Annotated in this window: 28 protein-coding genes and 1 other RNA gene; 15 read left to right on the top strand and 14 right to left on the bottom strand. The window is 41.8% G+C overall.

Annotated elements, in window-relative coordinates; all coding sequences use genetic code 11:
• Positions 1–88: 88 nt before the first annotated feature.
• The gene (locus tag SU86_RS06000) at positions 89–1,249 is read right to left on the bottom strand and encodes an Nre family DNA repair protein (protein ID WP_048188195.1); all 1,161 of its coding nucleotides are present in this window, start codon (positions 1,247–1,249) and stop codon (positions 89–91) included.
• A gap of 38 nt (positions 1,250–1,287) precedes the next feature.
• Between SU86_RS06000 and SU86_RS06005 the strand changes: the two genes are divergently transcribed.
• Complete coding sequence (locus SU86_RS06005; RefSeq protein ID WP_236687669.1) at positions 1,288–2,253, top strand: cobalamin-binding protein; 966 nt, start codon at positions 1,288–1,290, stop codon at positions 2,251–2,253.
• Positions 2,254–2,554: 301 nt separating this feature from the next.
• Here the strand turns inward: SU86_RS06005 and SU86_RS06010 are convergent, their stop codons facing one another.
• On the bottom strand, positions 2,555–3,031 hold the full coding sequence (locus SU86_RS06010; protein ID WP_048188197.1) for a hypothetical protein: 477 nt from the start codon (positions 3,029–3,031) through the stop codon (positions 2,555–2,557).
• Positions 3,032–3,244: 213 nt separating this feature from the next.
• On the opposite strand from SU86_RS06010, the gene SU86_RS06015 reads away from it, so the two are divergent.
• Positions 3,245–3,520, top strand: a complete 276-nt coding sequence (locus tag SU86_RS06015) for a hypothetical protein (RefSeq protein ID WP_148550824.1) — start codon at positions 3,245–3,247, stop codon at positions 3,518–3,520.
• Here SU86_RS06015 and SU86_RS06020 read toward each other — a convergent pair.
• A complete protein-coding gene (locus SU86_RS06020; RefSeq protein WP_048188200.1) occupies positions 3,511–3,873 on the bottom strand; it encodes a hypothetical protein in 363 nt (120 codons plus the stop codon). The genes SU86_RS06015 and SU86_RS06020 overlap by 10 nt on opposite strands.
• Before the next feature lie 120 nt (positions 3,874–3,993).
• On the opposite strand from SU86_RS06020, the gene SU86_RS06025 reads away from it, so the two are divergent.
• Positions 3,994–4,584, top strand: coding sequence for a hypothetical protein (locus tag SU86_RS06025; RefSeq protein ID WP_158507479.1), 591 nt, complete (start codon positions 3,994–3,996; stop codon positions 4,582–4,584).
• On the opposite strand, the gene SU86_RS06030 is transcribed toward SU86_RS06025, so the two are convergent.
• The gene (locus tag SU86_RS06030; RefSeq protein ID WP_236687670.1) at positions 4,581–5,861 is read right to left on the bottom strand and encodes an MFS transporter; all 1,281 of its coding nucleotides are present in this window, start codon (positions 5,859–5,861) and stop codon (positions 4,581–4,583) included. The genes SU86_RS06025 and SU86_RS06030 overlap by 4 nt on opposite strands.
• A gap of 73 nt (positions 5,862–5,934) precedes the next feature.
• Positions 5,935–6,543 carry a hypothetical protein gene (locus SU86_RS06035; protein ID WP_048188204.1) on the bottom strand — a complete coding sequence of 203 codons (609 nt, stop codon included), beginning with the start codon at positions 6,541–6,543 and terminating at the stop codon, positions 5,935–5,937.
• Positions 6,544–6,621: 78 nt separating this feature from the next.
• On the opposite strand from SU86_RS06035, the gene SU86_RS06040 reads away from it, so the two are divergent.
• Together SU86_RS06040 and SU86_RS06045 are read left to right on the top strand one after the other, a co-directional pair.
• Positions 6,622–7,008: a hypothetical protein gene (locus SU86_RS06040; RefSeq protein ID WP_236687671.1), complete on the top strand. Its 387-nt coding sequence runs from the start codon at positions 6,622–6,624 to the stop codon at positions 7,006–7,008.
• A 32-nt stretch (positions 7,009–7,040) separates the two neighbouring features.
• Complete coding sequence (locus SU86_RS06045) at positions 7,041–7,916, top strand: NAD(P)-dependent oxidoreductase (protein WP_048188206.1); 876 nt, start codon at positions 7,041–7,043, stop codon at positions 7,914–7,916.
• Here the strand turns inward: SU86_RS06045 and SU86_RS10110 are convergent.
• Positions 7,908–8,030 carry a hypothetical protein gene (locus tag SU86_RS10110; protein WP_256363742.1) on the bottom strand — a complete coding sequence of 41 codons (123 nt, stop codon included), beginning with the start codon at positions 8,028–8,030 and terminating at the stop codon, positions 7,908–7,910. The genes SU86_RS06045 and SU86_RS10110 overlap by 9 nt on opposite strands.
• A gap of 52 nt (positions 8,031–8,082) precedes the next feature.
• Between SU86_RS10110 and SU86_RS06050 the strand changes: the two genes are divergently transcribed.
• The 3 genes from SU86_RS06050 to SU86_RS06060 are packed head-to-tail and all read left to right on the top strand — an operon-like array spanning position 8,083 to position 10,020.
• Positions 8,083–8,289, top strand: a complete 207-nt coding sequence (locus SU86_RS06050) for a hypothetical protein (RefSeq protein ID WP_048188208.1) — start codon at positions 8,083–8,085, stop codon at positions 8,287–8,289.
• A complete protein-coding gene (locus SU86_RS06055; protein ID WP_048188210.1) occupies positions 8,290–8,772 on the top strand; it encodes a tetratricopeptide repeat protein in 483 nt (160 codons plus the stop codon).
• A 33-nt stretch (positions 8,773–8,805) separates the two neighbouring features.
• Positions 8,806–10,020 carry a geranylgeranyl reductase family protein gene (locus SU86_RS06060; RefSeq protein WP_048189298.1) on the top strand — a complete coding sequence of 405 codons (1,215 nt, stop codon included), beginning with the start codon at positions 8,806–8,808 and terminating at the stop codon, positions 10,018–10,020.
• Between the two features lie 4 nt (positions 10,021–10,024).
• On the opposite strand, the gene SU86_RS06065 is transcribed toward SU86_RS06060, so the two are convergent.
• From SU86_RS06065 to SU86_RS06070, 3 genes are all read right to left on the bottom strand, one after another.
• Entirely contained in the window at positions 10,025–13,018 is a 2,994-nt protein-coding gene (locus tag SU86_RS06065; RefSeq protein WP_052755566.1) for a hypothetical protein, read from the bottom strand.
• A gap of 51 nt (positions 13,019–13,069) precedes the next feature.
• Complete coding sequence (locus tag SU86_RS09630) at positions 13,070–13,285, bottom strand: hypothetical protein (protein ID WP_148550826.1); 216 nt, start codon at positions 13,283–13,285, stop codon at positions 13,070–13,072.
• A gap of 68 nt (positions 13,286–13,353) precedes the next feature.
• Positions 13,354–15,804: an ABC transporter substrate-binding protein gene (locus tag SU86_RS06070; protein ID WP_048188212.1), complete on the bottom strand. Its 2,451-nt coding sequence runs from the start codon at positions 15,802–15,804 to the stop codon at positions 13,354–13,356.
• A 113-nt stretch (positions 15,805–15,917) separates the two neighbouring features.
• On the opposite strand from SU86_RS06070, the gene SU86_RS06075 reads away from it, so the two are divergent.
• Complete coding sequence (locus SU86_RS06075; RefSeq protein WP_320408973.1) at positions 15,918–16,556, top strand: hypothetical protein; 639 nt, start codon at positions 15,918–15,920, stop codon at positions 16,554–16,556.
• Here SU86_RS06075 and SU86_RS06080 read toward each other — a convergent pair.
• Complete coding sequence (locus SU86_RS06080; RefSeq protein WP_048188216.1) at positions 16,534–18,276, bottom strand: DUF2070 family protein; 1,743 nt, start codon at positions 18,274–18,276, stop codon at positions 16,534–16,536. The genes SU86_RS06075 and SU86_RS06080 overlap by 23 nt on opposite strands.
• 7 nt (positions 18,277–18,283) lie before the next feature.
• A complete protein-coding gene (locus SU86_RS09500; RefSeq protein WP_082096165.1) occupies positions 18,284–18,460 on the bottom strand; it encodes a preprotein translocase subunit Sec61beta in 177 nt (58 codons plus the stop codon).
• 132 nt (positions 18,461–18,592) lie between these two features.
• Between SU86_RS09500 and SU86_RS06085 the strand changes: the two genes are divergently transcribed.
• Positions 18,593–19,066 (top strand): hypothetical protein, encoded by a 474-nt coding sequence (locus SU86_RS06085; protein WP_048188218.1) that lies wholly within the window; start codon positions 18,593–18,595, stop codon positions 19,064–19,066.
• Between the two features lie 173 nt (positions 19,067–19,239).
• On the opposite strand, the gene SU86_RS06090 is transcribed toward SU86_RS06085, so the two are convergent.
• Complete coding sequence (locus SU86_RS06090) at positions 19,240–19,563, bottom strand: Sjogren's syndrome/scleroderma autoantigen 1 family protein (protein ID WP_048188220.1); 324 nt, start codon at positions 19,561–19,563, stop codon at positions 19,240–19,242.
• An 89-nt stretch (positions 19,564–19,652) separates the two neighbouring features.
• Here SU86_RS06090 and yciH point away from each other — a divergent pair, with 89 nt between their 5' ends.
• Both yciH and SU86_RS06100 read left to right on the top strand, forming a co-directional pair.
• A complete protein-coding gene (yciH, locus tag SU86_RS06095; RefSeq protein WP_048188222.1) occupies positions 19,653–19,961 on the top strand; it encodes a stress response translation initiation inhibitor YciH in 309 nt (102 codons plus the stop codon).
• On the top strand, positions 19,961–20,953 hold the full coding sequence (locus tag SU86_RS06100) for a CPBP family intramembrane glutamic endopeptidase (RefSeq protein WP_048188223.1): 993 nt from the start codon (positions 19,961–19,963) through the stop codon (positions 20,951–20,953). Before yciH ends, SU86_RS06100 begins: the two co-directional genes overlap by 1 nt.
• Here the strand turns inward: SU86_RS06100 and SU86_RS06105 are convergent.
• Entirely contained in the window at positions 20,945–22,249 is a 1,305-nt protein-coding gene (locus SU86_RS06105) for a hypothetical protein (RefSeq protein ID WP_052755568.1), read from the bottom strand. The genes SU86_RS06100 and SU86_RS06105 overlap by 9 nt on opposite strands.
• Positions 22,250–22,427: 178 nt before the next feature.
• On the opposite strand from SU86_RS06105, the gene cofD reads away from it, so the two are divergent.
• From cofD to SU86_RS06120, 3 genes are read left to right on the top strand one after another with little or no spacing between them, the layout of a single operon-like run.
• Positions 22,428–23,345 carry a 2-phospho-L-lactate transferase gene (cofD, locus tag SU86_RS06110; protein ID WP_048188225.1) on the top strand — a complete coding sequence of 306 codons (918 nt, stop codon included), beginning with the start codon at positions 22,428–22,430 and terminating at the stop codon, positions 23,343–23,345.
• Position 23,346: 1 nt separating this feature from the next.
• Positions 23,347–23,970, top strand: a complete 624-nt coding sequence (gene cofC, locus SU86_RS06115) for a 2-phospho-L-lactate guanylyltransferase (protein WP_048188227.1) — start codon at positions 23,347–23,349, stop codon at positions 23,968–23,970.
• Complete coding sequence (locus SU86_RS06120) at positions 23,967–24,701, top strand: hypothetical protein (RefSeq protein WP_052755570.1); 735 nt, start codon at positions 23,967–23,969, stop codon at positions 24,699–24,701. Before cofC ends, SU86_RS06120 begins: the two co-directional genes overlap by 4 nt.
• A gap of 2 nt (positions 24,702–24,703) precedes the next feature.
• Here the strand turns inward: SU86_RS06120 and rnpB are convergent.
• Positions 24,704–24,984: RNase P RNA component (rnpB, locus tag SU86_RS09440), an RNA gene on the bottom strand.
• Between the last annotated feature and the right edge of the window lie 29 nt (positions 24,985–25,013).

Below are 25,013 nucleotides of genomic sequence, written 5' to 3' on the forward strand. Positions count from 1 at the left end.
TCGTTGTAGACATGCTTCATGAGAATGACATCGCCTGAATGAATTTAACCATTAAGTAGGAATTATCTGTAGTATACGAAGTGTAGAATCAGAAATAATCCGTGATGGTTTTTTGCTTTAGCATTTTTAGAATTGTTCCCTTTGAGAGCCACTCATTTTTGCTAATGCTCATCTGTTTGCATGCCAGATTGATTCCTTGGTCTAATGAATCTACCAGAATTGGTATTTTGTTCATTGCCGCTCGAATTGCCTCCCTTACCTGCCACACCCCGACTGGTACCGCATAGTCTGGCCTGATCTCCCTTAGAATCAAGACACCAGCTTGTTTCTTTTTTCTTGCCAAATATTCTGCAACTCCAAGCTTTGCCGCATAGTACGCACCTGCAATGCTTGGATAGTGATCAATTCCGTTTGCGTCCTCGGCATCGGCTCCAAATCCTATCTCTCCCTTGTCTGTGTGCCAGGCTTCCTCCATCTCAAATATCCAGCGATGTGGAAACAACAAAACAGAGAATAGATTCCCCAGATGTTCGTGCGTAAAAACAAGAATCGAGTCCAGCTCTGAATAGTCCAGAATCTCTGAGACCAGATTATTTGATATAATATCATCTGTTGCGGTTATGCTCCATCGTGTCGGCACTAGCTTGCGCTGCTTGCCAAACATTCCAATGGAAAAGCATTTTTGGATTTTTGATATCTCTATTCCGGAATTGTACAGTTGTAGTACGGCATCCTCTGCTTTGAGGTCCGTATCATAGTATGTTTTCTCTATTGGTTTGGATGTCGACATGCCAGAAAACTTGGCGGATTTTATCTCGCCTATTGGGCCAAACGGTGCAGATTCACCATCAATTGACGTGATTGGTGCAGTATTTTTGTAGAATATGATATCTGAATCTGGTGTGTTTTGTGACATTGCCAACTCTTGTAGGTTTTCTATGTATCGCCCCTGTGGATTATTGACAGAAACACTTTGAGTTCCACGAACCAATTTTAATCTGAAATTTACAATCTCCTCCAATGATTTGCCAAGCCATTTTTCTGGAGCATCCAATAAGCTTGTATCGCCATGGATTGGTGGCACCATTGGTCCGACTCCAACCTTTGGATAACCAAACGAGCCAACAAACACAGACGGTGGACTAGAGCCTGAAATAGAATTTGATGAGAACAGATTGCCATATTTTGAGAGGTATTCATTCCAGTGTTTTTCCATGGATTTGCGAATTTCTGCAGCAGTTGACTCCATGGAATGATTCTGGGTTTTATCATATTTAGCGTCACTTGTTGATCGAGTGCTACGCAAAAATGACATATTATGGAATCAAGCAACAAAGTCAGATGCGAATAATATCATTCCTTCCAAGCGCAACAGAACTCGTCTTTGAGCTTGGTGCGGAAGAGAATCTGGTCGGTGTCACTCATGAATGCATTTACCCAGAACAGGCAAAACAGAAACCAAGAATCATCAATTCGGTTTTTGATCCAGAGACAATGTCCTCACTGCAAATAGATGAAAAAATAACCGAGCTTGCAAGGACTGGACAACCAATTTTTCTAGTGCATGAAGAAAATATCAAAAAAGGGCGGCCAGACTTGATAATAGCACAGGGAACGTGCGCTGTTTGCTCTGCATATACCAATGAGGTAAACCGAGCACTAGAGATTTTAGAAAAAAGACCGCAAGTTGAAGTGCTAGACCCTCACAACATTGATGATGTTTTGTCCAGCGTTATGATAATTGCAAAAAGAATCGGAAAGGAAGCTCAAGGTGAAAAACTAGTTGAATCATTGCAAAAAAGAATCAACCACATAAAGACTGTAAATTACCAAAGTAGGCCAAAGATATTATGCATAGAATGGGTTGAGCCATTTTTCACATCAGGTCATTGGGTTCCACAAATGGTAGAGATTGCCGGCGGCCAAAATCTAGTCAGTGCCATTGGTGAGCACTCTAGAAAAATGACAATTGACGAGGTCATACTAGCAGATCCAGATATCATAATCATGATGCCATGTGGATTTGACACAAAGCGAACCATCACAGAATGCACACAGTCATTATCATCAAACCCAAAATGGCAAAATCTGCGAGCGGTAAGAACCCACAATACATACGCAGTCGATGCCAACTCGTATTTTTCCAAGCCAAGCATTCGAACTATCACAGGAATAGAGATTCTGGCAAAGATAATCCATCCAGAATGGTTTGCAACACTAAAGACACCAGATGGGGCATTTACAAAAATCTAGTCCCACTCAAAATCATCGGACTCGTCTGAATCCAGCGTCTTTTTTGCAGGCCTTGTCGGCACAAACATTACCGTCATGATTGTATGATTCCAAGCCGGATAATAGCAAATCCGGAGCAAAAAAATTCACTTGCAGTATGATTTTGTTTTCAAAATTATGGTATGATATTAACTCGAGGTTTGTGCAAATACAACACACAGCATCTGATATCATGCAGGTGCTATACCATACTAAGAAAGGCCTGAATCAATCTCCCTTTGGTCCTATCTCGTGGCTTCCTGTCTTCTAGGTTCAGGCAGTTCTACTTTCTTATCTTACACTCAGTGTTGAGTGATTTTGTGGTGGTGTAATACGCATAGCCAAGTATGCCAAGTGATACTATTCTCAATGGAATCTCGTATGCAGTCAAAAATGCCGTTGCCGTTCCGCCAACCGTTCCAAAGGTCGAAATTATTGAAAATCCTACAGGTCCACAACTGCATGCACCAGCAGATGCTCCAATCATCGAGCCCAAAAATCCGCCGCTGACTTTTTTTGCCTTTCTTATGGCCTTTAGCAAATAGACATTCATTGGTATGACCAACCCAGACAATGCCGACACTGCAACAATCAAAACAAATCCCAGTATTCGATCGTCTGGCACATAGAAGACAAAATACGGCTCAAAGAACACAAACTCGGATAGTGTAGAGATCATCATGAACAATACAACAAACACTGCACATGCAATTCCAATGTATGAATAATTTGAGAATACCAGTCCGATAGTGCTTGCCAATTCTTGCTATCCCTTAAAACGAGTTAAAAAGATTGTTCTAGATTATTTTCTCTTGAAGAGTTTTGCAATCATTTTTGGAATAGAGTCAAGCGGACACGATTCGCATGAGACCTTGTCGGATTTTTCTTCCATTGTATGATTACACCACCATACGATATAAGAAATTCTCAGAAAAAGACAATCCTAAATATCAAATCTCATAAACCGAGTATGATGTTTGATAAGATAATCACGGGATTCTTTGTTGGCATACTCGGTACGTTGTGGTTCTTCACAAGGCGCTGCGAGCTGCCACACAAACATACCATCATCATATACGACATGCTTGGAAAACAAGCAAAGCTGGATGGGTTGCGAACCAGCTTTAACACCAAGATAGTTGCAGTAAGCTTTGCCAAACACTATACCACAGTGTTTCCCCAGTACGAGTTTGTACTAGAATCAAGCCTGCCAAACATCAGGCGCAGATTTTTGGTCTCTCAGAAATAATGCATCTTCATGTGGTTTTGCAACAAGACCTCATACGGTGTGACATAACCGCAATGACTACACGAAAACATTGAATTTGCAGGTTTTGCCTTTTGTAGTGGCTTCTCATGGAGTGCTTTTATCACAATAAACTCGTCTTTTGGCAATACGCCATAGTTTGAGGTCTCACCAATTGAGGCAAAAAACTCCTTTATTGCCTTGACTACATGCTCAGGCTCTAATTTTGTGTCATCAAATTTGGATAATACAAACTCGTGCAGCTTCATTGTAGGAATAGCCTCAAGCCAGTCAGATACGAACACTGCCAGATCATGCTTGAGGTGTTCTATTTCGCGGCAGTCAATTGTGATCATTACACCCAGTAACGATCGTCGCGTATTTTTAGATGTGGATTTGCCGTTTTCACAAACTTAAGGATTGCTGATGAGTCCTATCAAATCCCTAAATACAAAATCAAACATCACGAGTATTCGATGGCAAAAAATCTCGTCGTGTGTTCAATGCTGCTGAGCTTTTTTGTCATCATATCTACGATATTACCAAGCTTTGCGGATGAGACCAAGGCAACTGATCAGATAAAAAAGAATCCTGCAATGATGGATATGCTAAAGAAAATAGAATTATCAAAAAAGATCCTATCTCAGATGCAAGAGGGAAAGAAAATAGACAATACCAAATCGCAACAAATGCAAGAGATACGAAACAAGGTCAAATCAAGCCTTGATGAGCAGGTAAACAGAATGAACAAGGATTTTGAGGTGTATAATTCACAAAATGCATTTGCAAGGTTTGTCTCAAAAAAACCGGCTGAAATCCAGCCAATATACCAAGGAATGTTTGACTATCAGCAAGAAAAAATTAATTCTGCAAAAGCAGAGCGTGATAGAATCTTGGCAGGTGGAGGTAAATTCCAGGACGCCTGGGAAGCATATCACAAAATATCTGCAACAAAAAAGGTCAAGTTAGTGCAGCTAAACAAAGACTATAACATCAGATATGCGAACGCCAATATAGAAATACAAAATGCATTTGATGAGAAAGGCAAGCTGCCAAGAACAGACTAGGACATTGCTTTTTCTGATAATCTGTGATGCGAATAAAACCTAAAGAGCACAATAGAGCCAACCAGGATAACTGAAGATGCTACAAATGTCGCCATGTAGTTCCAGTGTACTGTTATCACACCTGCAGTTAGAGCCCCTGCAAACACACCCATTCCAACCATTGAACTATTGACGCCCAAATACGTGCCCTCAAAGCCTTTTGGGATGGTCTTGAATAGCAAAACAGAGTTTGCGGTAGTAAATATGGAAAAGCCCACTACCATTAGGCACATGGACAACATGGCAAATGCCAGCAATGCATAGCCAGAAAACAGACTAATCAAAAAGCCTGCAATCAGAACGCCCAAAATTCTTGGGATGTATGCCACCATGGTGGATTTTTCCTCACCCACTCGTGAGATCAGCTTTGGTGCAACAAAGAAAATTGCCGCCATCATACAGGTCTGAATCAGGTATAGTGTGAATACTGTAGAGTCTGAAAGATGCAAGCTTTTGAAAAACGGAGTCAGGGCGGTAAAGTAGATGTTGCTTCCAAAATAAAACAATAGGTTTGCCAAAAACAAAAATCCTATTTCGTGTGACACTTTTCCCTTTAGGATTGATATGATGTGCTTGTAGTCGTGGATGTTTGGAATTTTTGGAAAAACAAAATGATGGTGCATCCTAAAATGGCTAAAGATGTGTTGTATGCCGTATACCGAGTGAGCTATGGTGTGGCGCTCTATGTGGAAGTTGCTCTTGGTGATTTGTGAACTGATAGCCAGTGCTATTCCAGTCGATAGTGCGCAGATCATAAAGTATTGTCTACTATCAAAGTAAAGGCTCCACACTGCACCAATTAACATTGCACCAAGACTGCCAAACGTGGATAAAATTGAGGTTCTTGCGAATAATCGGCCCCATTCGTTGTTCTTGCTAGTCTCCATTACAAGCATCTGAGTTACCTGTCCCCGTGCAGTCAAAAAGAAACCAGCGATTGGAGATATGGCAAAGATTGGCTCGATGTCATTTACAAAATACAGCCATACACAGCAAAGCAGTATGACTGAAAATGACGATAACAGTACTGCCTTTTTTGCATGGTATCTATCTAGGACCTTACCCCACACTATAGAGCCAAGAGCAGCTGCTCCATAATGAATGGCAATCATAATTGAGACTTCGCTTATGCCACCACCCAGATGAATCACAAACAATGGAATTGCGGTGTGTAGTCCTTCGGCGGCAATGTTGATAGGCAGAATAAACCAAATCCATCTCTTGCTTTCTGAATCCAATTCCCAGAATTAGGCCAGAACAGGCACTAATCTATGATGCATTAAAAATTCTTGTACAGAATAGTCGAATTGTTTAGTTTGCGCCCATTTCCATGGATTCGCTCAATTCAATGGTGTGTGATTGTGGGGTTATCTCGGTTCCGTTTCCCATAGTAGAGTCTTCTTCCATTTCAATGTCTTCTTCCATTACAATTTCTTCATCTTCGGTTTCTTCGTCAGGTGTTTCTTCCGTAGTTTCTTCTGGTACTGGCAGTCCTGCAATCAGTCCAGATAGTTCCTCGTGTGATGGATCATGATCAGAGACCCAACCTCTTTGCAAGAGAACTTGGTAGCTAGATTCCTTGACACATGCAGGATGGAAATTGCTTGCCTTGAATACCAGTTGCATTCCATCGGCGCATTGAATTTCATGTGGATCTGTGCCACTCACTAGCTGTTGTCTTGGTGATGCGACTTCTTCCATCATGGTTGTTTCCATTTCATCTTCCATGACTTCTTCTTCCGTGACATCGTCTCCTACTGCATCATCTTCCATTACCTCGCCTTCAGTCTCTTCTGTGACTTCTTCTTCGGTAATTTCCGCTTCAGGTGCTTCTGATTCTTGTGCAAATACCGCACCATCAAACGCAAAGATTGTAGATGCCGTGATTGCCAATAACAAAAGCAGGGCCAGATTCTGCATTGATTAATCTGATTTGACTTAACATTTAACCTTTTTCAAAGTCATAGAATAAGTGCCGAATTATTCAAATTCAACATTATGAAGATGGATTCGGAAACATTTGGCATAGAAAAGGGTCATGGCCAAGAAGCAATAGAATGGCTAAACGAGGAAGCAAAAAAAGATAATCTAAAATTCGAGGCAAGGCTGTATGGCCAAGAAATAGAGACACAAAACTTTGGGGCCTTTGAGATGTTTTCATGGATTGGTGATGTCCAGACAGCAAGAAAGATGACAATCAAAGTAAGCAAACGATTTAAGATCAAAGTAATCGAAGGAGGCTACAAAACCAAGGAAAAGATCTTCAAGCTCGCAAAACAAGACTATGGGGTAGTAAGAAAAGGAGACAAAGTCATTGGACATTTGGCGTTTTCTGCACCGGTGCTTGGTGGCAAGTGGAAGGTCTCAGAGGAAGAGCTTCGCTAAAGCACAAATAAGCAAGACTTGCAAATTTTTTCATGAGAGTTGGAATTGTCGGAACTGGTTTGCTTGGCAATGCTGTAGGATTGAATTTGCTAAAGCGAGGCCATACCCTAACAGCATACAATCGAACCAGATCAAAGACTGCCGAACTAGAACAAAACGGTGCAAAAATAGTCAATTCCCCAAAACAAGTGTCTGAGAGTTCGGATGTTGTATTTACCATAGTAAAAAATGCAGATGCCGTAAGAAAGGTTTCATTTGGTGATGACTGTGTTGCGTGCGGAAAGCACGATGGATTGATAGTGTGTGATATGAGTACAATAAATCCTATTTCCTCAAAAGAAATTGCATCAGAGTTTGCAAGTAGAGGGGTTGCATTTTTGGACACGCCAGTAATGGGTGGGCCAAATGTTGCAATAACAGGGGAGCTTGTAATGATGGTCGGAGGAGACAAGAATACATTTGAGAAATGCAAGGGCCTGCTTGATGATATAGCAAACAAGGTTTTTCATTTGGGTCCAAACGGAACTGCACATTCTGTAAAGCTTGCAATGAATCTACAAATTGCAATGCTATCGCTTGCATTATCAGAGGGAATTACGCTTGCAAGAGGGGCAAAAATAGAGCCCGAGGTGTTTTTGCAAATCCTAAACTCTACTTATTTCAAGACAGGCATGAGTGAAAACAAGGCGTACAAGATGATAAAAGGCGAGTTTGCCCCAACTTTTACTCTGGCAAACCTAAGAAAGGATTTGGACACAATAAACGAGGCAGCAGAATCATTTGGCCTGAATCTGCCAATGGCTACAAAGGCAAACCAAGTGTACCAGGATGCGGAAGAAAACGGATTTGGCCAGCTGGATTACACTGCCATACTGCAGTATTTGGAAAAACACGCAAAATCAAAATGAGGGATCTGCTCTTTTCTTGCGAATATACACACGGTATGATAACCCAACTATAACAAATAGCACACCTGTAACTGCAGACCATGCAACAAATGGAGCAAACTGAAGCTCGGCCATTGTATGATCATACCGCACAATAAATAAATAGATTTGATGATTGAGCAGCTACATGCCAGAGATAATCTGCCAAGACTGTGGAGCAAAGTTATTCCATGAGAACGAGGAGACACTCAAAATCGAGGACGCAATCCACAAAAAGTTTTGCAGAAAAAAGATAGGCGAAACACACAGCTACATGCATCGCGATTCTGGACACATGTCCACATTTGATCCAGAGCGAGCAGCAGACCAGAAAGGCAAAGCACTACTCAAGTAAATGAGTGAGATTTTCGACTCGGCCATAACAGAATTCAATTTAGGCAATTACAAAAAGGCGCTAGTTCTGTTTGATCAAACCCTAGCAATAGAACCACTCCACATTATGGCACTAATCAAAAAGGGCAACATTTTGGGCAAATTTGCAAAATATTCAGATGCCATCACATGCTATGATATTGTACTAGGTATAGAGCCTCAAAACAGGCTGGCACTCGTAAACAAGGGCCTTGCCCTCCATTACCTGCAAAGATACGATGACGCAATTGTTTGTTATAATATGATACTAGAAACAAAGCCAGACAGTGCCATCACACTATACAACAAGGCATCCAGCCTAGTAAGAAAGGGGGAGACAAAACAAGGACTGGAGGTTTTGCAAGCGGCAATTGACGTTGATTTTTCCTGCAAATACAAGGCCAGAACAGACATTGATTTTGAGTCAATCCAGAAAACAAACGAATTCAAGAAACTGGTTTTGTAAAAATATAATACGATATCATAATTGCAAATCATAGTGACTCAAGAGCTAAGCTATGACATAGTTGTGGTTGGTGCAGGGCCTGCAGGCTCGTCTGCGGCATTTTCTGCAGCCAAGCTAGGGCATCGAGTGGCACTAGTAGAAAAAGAAGAAACAGTTGCACAGACAGTTCGAACAAGCGGTGTTACGTGGATGGACTCTATAAAAGAGTTTGAGATTCCCGAGTATTGCTACAATCCGGTGAAAAACTATGGGTTTTGCTCTCCAAACAACGAGGTTGTGATATCAGGGAAAATTGCAATGGCCGCAGTGTTGGATGTAAGAAAGACATACCGATGGCTTGCAGAAAAGGCGCAAAAGCAAGACGTAGAACTATTCCTAAACACGACAATTACTGGTGCTGCAAGAGACCAGCACGGAATCACACTATCTGCGACATCTCCAAACGGTGAGATCTCATTTCACTGTAAGATAGTAATTGATGCAAGCGGGTTTCAAACTATTGTTGGAAAATCCCTGGGCCTAACAACACAGTGGAAGCGATTTGGTGCCGGTGCAGAATATGAGGTAGAGGCAGAAAATGCAGACCCAGACACCTGGTGGCTAATGGTAGGACAAGATTATTCACCTGCAGGCTATGCGTGGATTTTCCCATTGGGTGGAAAAATTGTCAGAATTGGCGTCGGTGTAGGAAAACCAGAATCCCCACTAGACCCAACTGAGCGGCTAAAAGAGATAATTGAGAAAAAGCTTGGACCAATTGCAAAGCTTGGCAAGATAACACCAATTGAATTCCATTATGGCTTGATTCCAAATGACGGCCTCTCCAGAAAGACAGTTTATGATAATTTGATTTTGGTTGGAGACACTGCAGGTCAGGCAAATCCGCTGGTACTGGAAGGAATTAGATACGCAATTAGATTTGGGCGAGTGGCAGGGGAGACTGCAGCAAATGCAATTCATAGGGGCGATCTATCAGAGAAATCCCTCATATCATACGAGGAGAACTGGAAAAAAGCAATCCAGTCCAAGATAAACTCTGCATCAAAGGTCCAAGCGCGATGGATTGGACTCTCTGATCAGGAGTGGGACAAGGAACTGGACATAATCAGGGAGCTAAGCATTGATGAGTTTTTGGACTTTATCAAGGCAGACTTTGGACTTGCAAGCATAGTAAAGATGGCAGTCAGCCACCCAAAACTAGCAGTACGTCAATTATTCAATATTGTTAAAGGCGCGACAGGAAAATAGAATTTTATTCTATTCTAAAGAAATCCGACACTATCAGATCATGATACTCTAGCTGCGCTACATACACTCCAGGACCATACGATTTTGACAGGACCTGATTAAAGTGTCCAGACGCATTGTCCTTTAGTGGTATTTCGTCTATTCGCTCGCCGCTCTGATCAAAGATATCAACGTAAATGTCCTCAGGGAACGCCACTGTTTTGTATATGGCGCCAGACAAATACAATTTTCCATCATCCACATATGCATCCAGTATTCCTATCTTTGAGCGGCTAGGCAGGTATCGCTCTATCATGGACTGTAACTCGGATATCTTGGATTTTGCAGATGATGTGTCTCTGTCATGCAATGAATTTTTGATATCAGAGATAACTCCATCAAACTTTTCCTTGTTTGCATTGTATCCAGTTTTTCCAAATGTCTCAATAAAGTTCTGTAAATCCTCAAACTGTCTGGCCAAGTCCACATTTTGCGTATAGCCCTTTGATGGTGGAGGAGTCTTGGCAGTAATAGTTGGCTTTTCTGCAATGTCGATAATTTGCGAGCCGATGGCGTTTCTCCACTGTAGCTTCACCACATACAATCCAGGCTCGGTTGGTGCAAACCACTGGGTGTAGAAATCTCCATCTTTGGTATCAGAGAACTTTAGTGTGCTGTGCTGGCTTCCCTGCATGTCATATACTGTAAGGTAGAGATTTTCACGTCTATCAAATAGTTCCTTGTCTACTGCGCCATTCATTACCCAGATTTGTGATTCTGGATTGTATGAAATATCAAATAGTATTTTTTTGTGATTGTCTTCTAGTTCGTCGGATACAAAGTTACGGATCTCTTGTAGCTTCTTTTCTGCATCATCCCAGTTTCCATAATCTACCAGCTCATACGCATCTTCTGTTAGAGTGAGAAATTCCTGTGAGTGAGAGTCAAATCCTGCATTGTAGAATGTATTTACAAAGCCAGAGATCTGTTCCAGTTTTTTGCGATACTCGATTCTCTTTATCTCATCAAGAGAATAGCCCTCCTCTGAGCCAAACGGATCCTCTGAATATTTCTCAGAGACCTCTCGCCACTCATCAAATAGCGCCCGAACTTGGTTGTCTGCGGAATCAAGGTCTTTTTTGACCACCAAGTCTCGTGCCTCATCTAGGCGTATTTTCATAGAATCAGTAAAGTCAAGATATCCTGGCAGGAACTTGTTGTGTCGCTCGCCAAGTAAAATGAGATTTTCAATTGATTTTGCGCGCTGTAGAATTTCGGATGCACGAATCTTGTACGCGTCCTTTGTGTAAGAGTCAAGCTTTGCACGAATTATCGAGCCTTGTGTACTGTAATAGTTTAGGAGGACTTCGATTTTGTCGATTTTGTTTATTGTTGGATTTCCTTTTTCGATTTCTATTGCGGTTTCTATGACCTTTAGCGCGTTTGTTATAGTATTGAGACTCTCATAGTCAGATTGCAACTCCGCCTTTGATCGTAGTTTTTCATAGTCAAACTTTAGAACAGACAACGGGCTGCGCTTTTCCCTTAGATCATTAATTGATGCCTCATAATCAGATACAATATCGAGTATCTCGTTTAGTGTTTGCGCATCCTTTACCTTGTCCAGTAAAATCTGGAACGAGTCAATCATGGACTCGTTTCCGGAATTATTATTTTTGGCAAACGTTATGGTGCTTGATATTCGAGATGAAATTTCTATGACATTTTTCATGTCAATGATTTCCTGCTGTGAGTCGATGATGTCTTGTGGTGAGGTTGCACTGGAGAGCTTGCTCATCAGCGAATCCAGTCTTGGCTGAATTAGTATTGCAAGTTCGGAATTATCTGTGCTGTTTGAGGATACGAATCTGTCTACTTTGTCCAGATGTCTCAAAAGTAGTGCAGCCTCGTGCAGCTTGTCGACCTTTGGTTTTGTCTCTAGGAACTTTGCCAGAGTTTCCTTGCCAAGCAATGATTCACGCAGCTGACTCCATTCGGTTCTGACCAGTCTTGATAGGTTGTCGTCTTTTTTGAGTGTGCCATCAAGTAGTCTTGCTTCGGTTAAGAGATTCACCAAGTCGTTTAGCTCCTCGGTGTAGACTGGTCCCGTGCCTCGTGCAAAGATAAAGCCGATTTCCTCTTTGACCAGCCTGTTCATTATGGATTGGGATTTTGTCATCAGGTTTAGCAATAATTGGTTCAGCTCTGAGTAGCTAAGTTGTTTTTCCTGTGGTGCCTTTTGTGGGTCCACATTTGTTATGGAAACATAAATGTCGCTTAGCTCCTTTATTGCGGACTTGTCATCACCAATTCCAGAGTAAAACACAATTCCGGCAGTCTGCCTGTCGATTTTTTTTGCCTCATCGACATCCAGTTTTGATTCTGTGACTAGTGATTTTGTGGTTGCAAATGCGGTTTCCACTGCAGGTCGGATTCTGTAATCCAAATCCAGTATGTCTGCTTCTGCAGAATATTCCAAGAATAGATCAACGTAGAGATCCTTTAGCTTGGAAAGATCAGTAGTTGTTTGTAGCTCAGAAAATCTTGCCTCATAATCACTTGATATGGTGGAAGATTTTTTGACTGATGAGATTTTTGATTCTATTAATGAAACTGCAGATCCCAGATAGTCCTTGCCGGATTTTTCTTGGAGTTTTTCGTTTTTGACAGTAAATGAGCTTGATGCGGTGTAATCACCATAAAATATTCTAACATCGTATTTTCCTGTCAGCCCACAAATCTTGCCGGTAAGCGGAATCGGGTCTGTTACAAAATTGCCATTTGATAGGGGCTTTAGCTGCTGAATCTGGCAGAGATCCCCATTTGGGTTTATTATTTGAGTTACAACATACAAGTCTGGTGAGACCTGTGCCAACTCTCCAAAGACAAAGACGTTTTCGCCCTTTTTGTAATCACCAAAAGTATCAAGTAGAATGATTCTGGATGAGCTTTGCGAGAATGCATTGGTTGGAATCAGCAGCATAGCCAATAGTACCACTACTGTACCAACTTTACGCATAGATGAGATCAGGTCGGAAAAGACTACTTAAGCCTTAGGTATGATTTCTCCTTAGGCTACAAGAATCTGTTTTTGGAATATTCCTTTTGGGAGAGTCATCGGCTCTTCAATTTTTGGAATCTCGGCCATAAAGCACAAGGCATGTACCTGTTCTTGGGTCCGCCTGCCACATTGTATGCACACAAGGCTGACTGCGCTTTTGCATTCGGCACAAATGGTGCATTTTCGTAGCATTCCGCCACAGTTTCTGCATGATTCGTCTGGCATTTTGTTCTCAGAGGTGCTTTTTGATATTTTGGATATAAGATTGTGGTAGAAATTCTATGTACGATTCATCAGTGGATTAGGCGTCTCTTTCTTGATTTTCTAACATACAGTACGGTGCCAACTATAATCAAACCCAATATGATAAAAATCGGACCATAGTCAAGCTGGGCTTTAGTTTTTTCCTGTGATAGTATAGTCTCTTCAAATTCATCATCAATTGAATCCAAAACAGAAAAGCTTGTAGTGTAAATGTCTGGCTTTAGTACAGAATCCGAAATGGCATAGACTTTGAGATCATTACCACCATCCATGGATGAGGTTATTTCCGGCGATAGGAGAATCTGTGCAAAATCATTTTGGATTGGAATTATCCCGCTTGTTACCTCAGCGCCAGTCCCATCATTTACAAAATAGTACAGGTCTGTTGCATGAACTGTTGTAATTGGAATATCCAGTGTGATGCCTTTTGCAATTTTCTCAGGAACCGAGATATCCGTTATTTGCGGCAAGCTGACATCCTCGAATTTGCTCCAATATCCTGCAGGATATGGATATGTAGGATCATCAAATGATTTGATGGTGATTGTTCTTGCCTCAGGTGAATAACTATCAAGGTAGAACGGACCATTGCTAATTACAGCATGGTTTTTTTGCTCTATCCACAGTATGGTGCCAGCGTATCTGGAATTTGCATCATTCTCAAAGCCCTGCAAAGACTTTGGCACCACGCCAGATGCAGAAAACTCTTCGAGGTATTGCCGAACCAGTTGTGCATCACGCGGAATGATTAATGAAAACCAGTTCAGGCTTTTTGCCTGAGCATCGGTTCTTGAAAAAGAGGCCTTGCCATCAAGCACTGCCTGCTCCATTGCAGTCATTACCTCCCAAGGCATGGTAACCCAGACTCCACCCCAATCAGCAATTTCTGATTCATCAAAATGCCAAAAATCAACATAAACTTCTATTGTGTCATCATCGATTGGCCTGACTGCAATTAGGGTTTTTGCGGATTGGCTTGCAGTCGGAGTGTATTCAGGATCAAATGTTTTGTCATCTGGGGTTTGCGCAGAGCCCCATTCCTGTGCAAAATAAATCGAATACAGCACATCATTCATGTCCATTTTCTGGCCGTTGTGCCAGTTCGACCAGACCAGATCATACGTTACTTTGCTTATTGCCTTTTTGCCATTTGAGGAGACCCATTTTTGCAGTGTAGGATCCCAACTGATGGCATCAGAAGGCACATCCAGTTTTTGGTTTGGGCCCGCAGTTTCCACCTTCCAGTCTTGACGGACTGGAAAGTTTTGACCGGAATAAGGATTCTTGAACATGCCGGGATCATACAAAGTGTCCCAGATGTTTTTGGAATATGCATCTGCCAGTCCGCGCACCGGGTTCCATGCGCCTTGATAGATTTGCTTGACTCCGATTTTTAATGTGGGTTCATCAGACCTAGAGTTGATTGGCGTAAATCTGGTTTGGATTCCGCCACCAAAATCATTGATCACGCCTTTAATGTCCTTGTTTACTACAAACGGATCAATCTTTGCTGCCAAAAATATTCTGACTGACTCGTTTACTCCTAGCGTGGTTGCCTCTCGGATTAGTACTGCTCGCTGCTCATATGAGGTGTAATTACTGGAATAGATCTTCTGTGTGACACCATCCAGTTGTGGATTTTTGTAATTCCAGTATTGTGGATTGTTAAAGCCCGGCATGTTAGAGTACCATGGCGCATACATTTGCGCAAGGCCTAGCGGATCATACTTGACAAATGCAGACCTTCCGGCATATCCTTCGGTGTAAAGACTCCAGGCAAGGTCTGCAGGATCAGAGCCATACACCAAAACATATGCCTTGTTGAGATCCCCAAAGTCCTTTTTGACGGTAAACCCTATTTTTTCCAATTCCGATGATATCACCTCGCCAATTGAGTTTCGAACAGGATCATCATTTCTAATGAAAAACGTGACTGTGATTGGCTCATTACCATACATCCATTTGCCGTCGATTTTCTGAGCCCCAGCCTCAACTAGTCCCTGTGTGATCATGGAGTTTGCAAGCTCGGGATTGTATCTAAAATGAAATTTCTCAATCTCTGATACTATGAGCAAAAAGTCCGGATCATATGGCCCATAATTTGATGACATTACCACGCCATAGCCAGACATGAGCTCATCCACTATCAGTTTTCTGTCAATCAGATAGTTTAGTGCAAATCGTATCTTTTGTATGGAAAATGGGTTGAATTTTTCTCCCTCTGCAGGATTTACCAGTATGCTAAAAGAGCCGCCAGTAGTATAATGAATTTGCAGATTTTGCGTATCAGTATCTTGAATTAGCTCGGCCGGAATTCTGGAATAATAGATATCAAGATTTTTCTTTTTTACCTCTTCTATTGCCGTGCTCTCATCCAGATACTGGATGAACTGGATGGTATCAACAAATGTTCCCTTTTCCGCAAACGCCAGATTCACCCCAAACAAAAATACAAAAACAAAGACAACTAGAATCTTCACATGTATGGTATTGGATTGATCTAATTTAAAGCTCCAATGTGTTTTATGTCATACCAGATCTGGTGCAGATCATATGCAATGCTTTTAATTCATAAAAACAAAAGCCAATCCAGTTGAGCTCTAAATTATGGCTTGATGGAATAAGAGGAGTAATTCCTGGCGGAATTTCAATTGAGGATTTTGCCCAAGTAGCAAACACCGACAAAACCACTGCAAAAAGAATGTTGCAAGAGCTTGCCGCAAATAGTATTGGCAAGATGAATGACGGCATAATAGAATTTGAGGAAGGCGACAAGCTTCGGGCAACCATACTGGCACTGGGCAAGGGCGTTCTGATAGATGAAATAGCAAAGAATCTGGATTGGCGAGACTTTGAAGGTTTGGCAGCTCAAATACTGGAAAGCCGGGATTGTGCCACAATTCGAAACTATATCATGACAAATCCCCGCATGGAAATAGACGTGGTTGGCATACGACTGGGTGTTGCCATGTTAATTGATTGCAAGCACTGGAAAAAGACCACGCCATCCGCACTACAGGATATAGTGGAAAAGCAAGTAGAGCGCACCAAAAACTATGTCGCAAAGACCAATGGTGCAATTGCAGCACCAGTAATAGTAACACTATACCAGGACAAGGTCAGCTTTGTAGGCAAGGTTCCAATTGTTCCAATATTTCAGCTTGCTACCTTTGTGGACGAGTTTTACGGAAATTTAGAAAACATAGAGACTATAGAAAAAGAGAGCCAATAAAGAGCAAAAAGCTGCCAATGGCAAATCCTTTGGTTAATCGCAGCGAGTTGTCCAGGGCGCGTGAAAAGTCCTCAATTACTGCAGTTCCCATTACTCGAACTTCTGCCTTGTGCTCTAGGATTTCAAATGAGGTGGGCTCTAGTTTCTTTTCTGCCTGCTTTGCTATGGTGTAGTACCACTCCGATATGGTATCAGGTGTTGATATTTTGCCAAATGGGTAATAGCCAGTTCTAGTCCTTACTACGACTGAGCTGAAATGAGTATCAGATGTGCAGAGTTCAACTAGAGTCATGCCATTTTTTGCAAAATGATTTACAATGTGCTCGCGCAATCCATTTTCCATATTGTTTGAATCAGACCAACCAAGAAAATATTTGGCGCCATTAATCTTCAAGCACAAGACGCCCAATCCGCCAGGCCCAAGATCTGGCGTGCTCAAGTTCATTCCATCAGAGTTTGCGTATCCAAATTCTAGAGGGTGTGATTCCTTTGTGACTAGTGTTTCAAGTGTAGCTTTTGCTGCCTTGAGCATGTCTTGCGAGTCAACCTCACCAATTTCCTCACCCATCGCATTATGGCAATCCACCACTAAGATTCTCTCAAAGTGTCGATTGCTGCCAAGCTGCTCTATTTCTTTTTTCATGTGACTTGGGACATCCTCCATTCCGTGTGGAGACAACGACAAGAACAAGACTGCGGTTTTATCAAACAACATGCCGATAACGCGTGCCTTGTTTACCTGAACCGTTACTGGTTCTGTGCAGATTGCGCCTTTTTTGAGAACCGAGTTGTTTGCAAATGTTCCGAGGTAGCTGTTCACTGCGGTTTGTGACGGTAGGTTTAGCGTATGATCAGATACGCTGTGCATTACCATTGCAGAAGAGTTTAGCGTCTTGAATATTCTATATGTGATGTTGCTGCCACCAATTGGGTGGTATGGTCCTGGATGTACCTCTGGTAGAACCATGCGAAAATCATTGTTGTTTGATTGGAATCTAATCTGTGATGTTATGACACTAGATGGCTTTGAGCGTGACTCTATGATGGACTCTACTTCCTCATAGTTTTGCTTTCCGCGGGATGCCAGATATGCTTGGATTAGCTCATGTGTGCTTCTAACACCTGGACGTCCTGCCCTGTCTGTAAGATATGACCAAATCGATGAGATTGCTAGAAATGTTGCACCGATTCCCAAAACCAGTGGGTCAGTTAGTGATGGTATCCATTGTTCTTGTGGTGTCAAAACCAGATACATTGCCATTGGTTGGATAAAGCAAATCGCCCAAGCCTTTCTCATTGATGCACCAAGCGTTGTGGTTAGTATGCCAAGTCTAAAGCTCGTAAAGATCAGCATTCCTTCTGTGACATATAGTGTAGAGAGTTCAGGCTTTGATAGTATTGCAGCTGCTCCCACTCCTGCCAGAATTATGGCAAGCCAGGACAGATTACCAAAAAGCGACATGTGCAGTGCTTTGGAATATTCCTTGTTTCGAATTAATCTCGAGTCAATTATCTGCGTGATTAATAGTACAATGATCAAGGCTGAAAGTCTTGGGATTAACTCGGCCTGGTTTCCATAGTATGTGGTCAGTATGATAAATCCGGTGATTGCTGCAACTACTGCAGAAAACAATAGTGAGTGATATTTTGATGATGGGGTAAGCAGGGTCAGCGAATAACGCTTGTGTATTTTAGATACATCATCGTATGATTCAGTCATTTTTGATCTATTTTACAACTAATAATAGGTCAAGTAACCAAGAGACTACAATCAAGCCGATTGGTATAGAGACTACAATTCTTGGATCCAATCGGTATCCTTTGGTCTCATCTTCAAAGAAACGCAATAAACCTGCAGATGATGCTGGTAGTGGTGCGCTTTTCTTTTTGCTACTGCTGCTCATTTAATGGTGAAGCTAGGAAATTAAGATAAAAACTTTATCATTTGTGGCTCTGTTTCGTTGTCGGTTGATTTTATGCCTGTTACCTTCGGTTGGTAAAATAGTTCTTTTAAACAGGTAAAGAATTCATGGAATGTGGTTTATGATTATTCAGGTATTGCAATCGTACTTTCAATCATAGGTATTGCTGTCGCTACATTGAGTTTTTTCCTGACCTACTTACAAACTAAGGCACAGCGATTGTCAAGTGAGAGTCAATTTATCGCAGATATACAAAAAGAGATTGATACCACAGGATCTAGAATACTTGAATTAAAGACAAAAAACGAATGTCTTGATTATGTTTGGGAAATTCTAAATACGCTTGATCGGTTATGTTATTTTGAAACGAAGGGGCGTTTACAAGACGACATTATAAAATATTTCATAAATTATCTTGAATTAGGATTGAAATATTATAACTGGTTAATCAAAGTGAAATATCAGGATGAGAAAACCATGTTGAAAAGTTTTCCATACATCCTACAAACATGTACAAAACACTCGATTAATGAAGATAACCGTACAGTCACTTTCATGTTGACCTATGACACAATGCCACTAGTCTAGTATGATTGGGAAGTACTCGCATTTTGGATTAATGTCAACCATTTATCATTTCCATTAATTTTAATTCCACATTTTTTAGATGGTGTTTTATTCTCTAATGCAGAGTGTGGTCTTACGTAGTTATGATAGATCTGATAGCCTGAAATCAAAGGCGAATCTTTCTTTTTCAGGTGTTATTTCTGTGCCTTTTGTATGGTCTCCAAAAGCGAGTTTATTGATTTTAGTATCTGCTGCTGACGCTCCAAGTCTTTTTCCGATTCTAGTTGTTTTGCAAGATCCTCTAGCTTTTTGTTTAGCGAATCTATGAGTGGGCTTGTCTTCTGATCCGTTTTTTGCGGTTCTATCACAGTTTGATCCGGTTCTTTACCACAGCTAACACATAATGCATTTCCATCCTTCATCACACGAACCCCCTTACAGTATGGACAGGGCTCTGCAAGCAGTGTAGCTCCTTTTAGCAACATTTCCGCTGCCTTTTTTCGCACATCCTGTGACATGATATTTTTGCGCAAATGCGTTGTAAAAACTTTGTAAGAAAATCCAATAAGGCTTAATAGTTGGCTCAAAGATAGTTCTGTAGTAACTAATGGCAGTAATTTGCAACACATGTGGACTACCTGAAGATTTGTGTGCTTGTGGCGATCTAAACAAAGAATCAAACAAAATTGTTATTCGACTAGAAGAACGACGATTCAAGAAAAAGGGAACCATGATCGAAGGCTTGGACTCCAAGCTAAATGATCTGGACGGCACATTAAGTGATCTTAAAAGAAAATACGCATGTGGCGGCACGACAAAGGATAATTACATTTTCCTGCAAGGCGATCATCGCGACACCATGAAAGAGACCCTAGTCAAATTGGGATTCTCAGAGTCCAGCATCGAAGTCCACTAATGCAAGACCACAAAATCCTACAAGGCATAGCAATCCCATATTCAGCACTAATTTCGGTAGTTTTTGGGCTGATGATACTATCATTCCCAATTGGTGCATACCTGTTCTTTAACTCGCAAATTGGAAAAAGCATCGACTATGGATTACCAGTAACTGAGCTAGACTGGGCAAAGCAGGTTGATCTGAGTGCGTTTTCCTGGCTTGGAATCGGCGATGTCTTTATGGTGGTGTGGGCGACTTTTCTGATTTTGTTTGTAATAGCAAGCATGGGTCCAAAAAAGAACTTTTTGCGGGTTTTATCCCCGATTATGTCAGGCTCGTACGAATCCCAGACAGGCAACTATTTGGTGCATACCATAAAGTGGTTCTCAATTGTTATCGTATTGTCCGGTACGATTGATGTAATACAGCAAGGATTTGGAATCACCATAACACCGTCAGTCTTTGAGAATGACTTGGTGCAGTTTTTTGACATCACACTAGCCCCACTAGTCGAGGAGCTTGGCTTTAGAATAATACTGATTGGCATTCCGCTCTTTTTGCTTTACTCACATAGGGCATCTGCCAGACTTTTCTTCAAATCATTGTGGAATCCATCTGATAATCTCCCAATCACCAACTCAAAGAGGGCAATCATTCTGATTGTTTTGGTTGGTGTGATCTTTGGCGCGGCCCATGTTCTATCTGACCAGTGGAGCTCAGGCAAGTTTGCGCAAGCAGCAATGTCTGGGATAATAATTGGCTGGGTCTATTACAGGTACGGCTTTGTTGCAGCTTTGCTAATCCACTGGGCAACAAACTATGTCGTGTTTTCGTATGGTTATTTGGTGTCTAGCATAAATGAAACAAGAATCATGGACTCGTTCTCACATTCTTTGGTTCAGACAATAGAGATAATTCTGGTAATTACGGGTGTGCTTGCCATCACACTAATGGTACTAGAGTACAGAAAATCCAGAGTCACTACAATAAAAGATTCTAGTCTAGGATGATGGCTTCCAGTCTTTTGGCATAGAGCCACGATTGGAGCTTGGCTTTGGTTCTTCCTTTGGCTGCTCATATCCTGCTGGAAGTGAGCCGCGTGTAGAGCCTTGGTCATAGACGCTTTCATGTTGTTTGTGGCTTGCATCATCAGAGATTAGTTCTGCCTCACCTCTGTTGGTCTTGTATCCACCAGATGCTTCGCTGGTATCTACTCCTCTGAGGTATTTTGGATCAATTCCTGTCTGGATGTATTCAGAGTCCTTCTTTGCTTTCTTGTTGCTCCACCAGAAAAATCCAACCGCACCGACTGCTGCCATGCCAGCCATTCCGTATATGATGAATATTGGGAAAGAACCAGATGATGTCTGCGCACCTGTCGATGGTGCCTCTGGTGATACTCCTACGACTTCGCCTCCGCCTAGTTTGTCAGGGGATGCATAGCCTGCAAGGAAAATGTTTCCCGAGTCACCAGACTCGATTGTTCTAATTGTATAAGTTTTATCAGAAGTAAATGTCGCATCAAATTCTTTTTCTTTGATTTGTCCCTCTCTGAAGCTGCTCTCACCCATTGTAAATGACGAAACTACAACTTTTGCGCCAGAGAATCCGTATTTGCTAGTCTCTGCAACTATGCCAGTTGGGTCTGCCAAAAAGTGCCAGCTGCCAATGTCCAGTGCGCCAATTCCAGACGCATCAATTAGTGGCATGCTCATTACATCTCTTGCCTCGCCAGTTATCTGTGATGCAATTTCTGGATAGTTCATTTCATAAAATGATATAGGCATGTTAATTTCGACTGGGCCAAACTCCTCAGTTGTTATTGTGACTGGTCCATTAACTGCAAGTCCCCGCCACAGCACATCAAAGAGTGCTGGTGAGCCTTGTGTGTACGGCTTGATTAGATAACCATCTATGGTTGGAATTAGTATGATCCTATAGTCGACTGATGCGTTCTCGCCTCTTCCAGTCATGGATGCATGATAATCGATTGTAAGTCCGGTTACGCGTGCAGAGCTTTTGCGTTCTGCCAGATTATCATTAATTTTCTCAATTAGTTCAGCAACACCAGGGGTTGTCGAGTCTGCAGAAAATTCTACTGTTGTATCGTGTCCACGTAATGCATCTGCAATTGCACCGCCTTCTTCATATTCGATATATGCGGTTCTTTGAAACTTGAATTTTGGTACTTCGGCAGTCTCTGGAGTCTTTGCATCCCAGTTTAGCTGAGCTGCAAGTGCTGGAGAAACAGAACCAATAACTAAAACTGATAAAACGAATAATGCTAAAAGAGGAGCCCTATTCACGCAGGGTTTCCGATCCGGCGCAGTAATAAATCTTGTCTTGAAGTATGAAAATCGAACAAAATAATTTTACAAACCAAAGTTTACTTGGAATTTTTACAATTTTTGTTTGCAGTTTTTGTTTTTGTATGATTTATTGAAAAGGTAATATTGATCTGAGGCTTCATACAAAAAGGGTTTTATGATAACAATTCTTGCAGGCGGCACAGGTTCTGTTAAATTTGTCCGGGGCTTGATCTCCCAATCAAAGGACGTCAATGTGATTTGCAATGTCGGCGACAACTATTGGCTGTACGGCTTGTATGTGTGTCCAGACATTGACACCATAATTTACGGACTGGCAGACATTTTAGATTATGAAAAGGGTTGGGGAATTCGCAAGGACACATTTGGCTTTCTAAGACAGATGGAGATCTTTGGGGAAGAGACTTGGTTTAGAATTGGTGATAGAGATGCAGCAACTCACCTCATTAGAACAAACATGCTCAAAAACGGCAAGAACTTGGGCGATATCACAAAATGGATGTGCGAAAAATTTGCAATCGAAGTCAAGGTAATGCCGGTAACAGACAATACCATAGAGACAAGGATCACCACGGGAAAAGGCGAGATGCATCTCCAAGAGTTTTGGGTAAAATACAAGGGCAAGGACAAAGTCGAAGGTATCCAGTATATTGGTGCGGATAAAGCTAGGCCAAACCCAGAAGCAGTAAACGCCATTCACGATTCTGAAATGGTAATAATTGCTCCAGGTAACCCCCTTACTAGCATAGGCCCAATGCTTCAGATCAAGGGAATCCGAAAGGAGCTCTCAAAGAATAGACGCAAGGTAGTTGCAGTTAGTCCAATTATTGGCAACAAGGCATTCTCTGGTCCTGCTGCAGAATACATGGCAGCTGCAGGAATTGATGTATCACCATATGGTGTTGCACAAATGTACTCTGATGTATGCGGAGGAATTGTAATTGATTCCAAAGACAGACTGCTCACAAAGAAAATTCAAAACCTAGACATGAAAGTGTATGATACCAGCATCAAGATGACTAACAAAATAGCAGAGGATGCGCTGGCATCATTTGTTTTAAAGAACGCGCGCTAGATTGCAAATAGCATCAGTCATTCCAGTCAAGACATTCTCAAAGGCAAAAAGCCGACTAGGATTATCCCAAGACAAAACACAACAACTCTGCAAAATAATGCTAGAGGAAGTATTATCCGCAATATCGCAATCCCAGGCAAACAAGACCATCATAGTATCAAGGGATGAAGAGGCCTTTGAGATAGCAAGAAAATACAATGCCGTTGAGATCTTTGAGGAAAAAGAAAACGGTGTAAATGCCGCAGTAGCATTATCAGAAAAATATCTCAAAGAGAACGGTTTTGATGCATCCATAGTGTTCCCCCAAGACATACCATTAATCAGACCGCAAGACATCGATGCCCTGATACAGTTCCAAAAAACCGCCCAATCGCTCCTTGTGGTGCCATCGCGCAAGTTTGATGGTACAAACGCCCTGCTAAGAAGTCCATTTGATGTAATGGAGACGCATTATGATGAGGACAGCTACAAGATTCATCTTACTACTGGTAAATCCCGTAACATTCCAACTTCGTTTGTCTTGATTAACAGAATGATGTGGGATGTTGATGATAGGTCTGATCTAGAATTTATCATGCGTAATATTGAAAAGCCAGATCTGTCAGAAAAGCTCAGAAATCTATGATACCATTAATTGGAATATTTCTGGCAGTAACACTCCAGGCAAGTACAGTTTTGGTGCCGGGTGGAACTGTCACGTTTTATGTCCACGATGATGATCTGAACACCAGTCACAGGGGAATTGATGAAGTGTCCACATCCGGACTATTCGAATTCAAATTAGCTGGCACCACAATATCTGGGCCATCCACAATATACGAAACCGGCGTGGACTCGGGCGTATTTGTTGGCAAGATTTCAATTCCTAATACCATAAACGGCAGGACAGTAACACAGGGCGATGTTTTGGTCATAACATACAATGACGAGTCCGATGCATCAGGTAATTCACAATCAGTATCAAAGTCAGTTGCTGCCAAAAAATCAACCACCGCGCTTGAAACATCTGCAAAAAACATTCGTATCGGCCAAACCTTCCAGGTGAGAATTTACGATCCGGACTTTAATTTTGATTCAAGGACTGCAGATAATATTTCGCTAAGCCTAATCGAGTTCAAGGGCTCTAATGGAATTAAAACCACGCTTGCAAATTCAGCATTTGATGCCAAGACCGCATCATTGCGCGAAACAGGTGAGAACACCAACCAGTTTGTAGTGTCATTAAAGATGCCAAAGGAAATTGATGGCAAGCGGGTCAAAATAGGCTCTACTGCCCAGCTCAAATTCACAGATACTACATCACCATCTGGAACCACGGAAACCCTCAAGACAAACATCAAGATTGGTATAAAATAAGTGCGTGCTGGCCGTAACCCTCCTTCTGTTTGTAAACGACATTTCGCTTTGCAGCCTACCTGAACTATAGGTGCAGATCCAAGTTCTGTTTGGCTTTTCTCTGTATGGGACAGACTTTTCATTCCTATTTGCTGGAAAGCTCAGGGGATTGCCCATCATGGTGCTCCAACTCGGATTTTTTCTGTTCTGTTGCCTGCCATCTCTGGCTTTGCGTCACCGCAACACACATCTGCATTGAGGGAGGAGTTTCCTCTGCTTTCGCAGTAATCGTCCACCAGCTCGCATCAAATAGTAAGATTACGAGTTATTTAC

It is taken from the genome of Candidatus Nitrosotenuis cloacae (assembly GCF_000955905.1).
GTDB lineage: Archaea > Thermoproteota > Nitrososphaeria > Nitrososphaerales > Nitrosopumilaceae > Nitrosotenuis > Nitrosotenuis cloacae.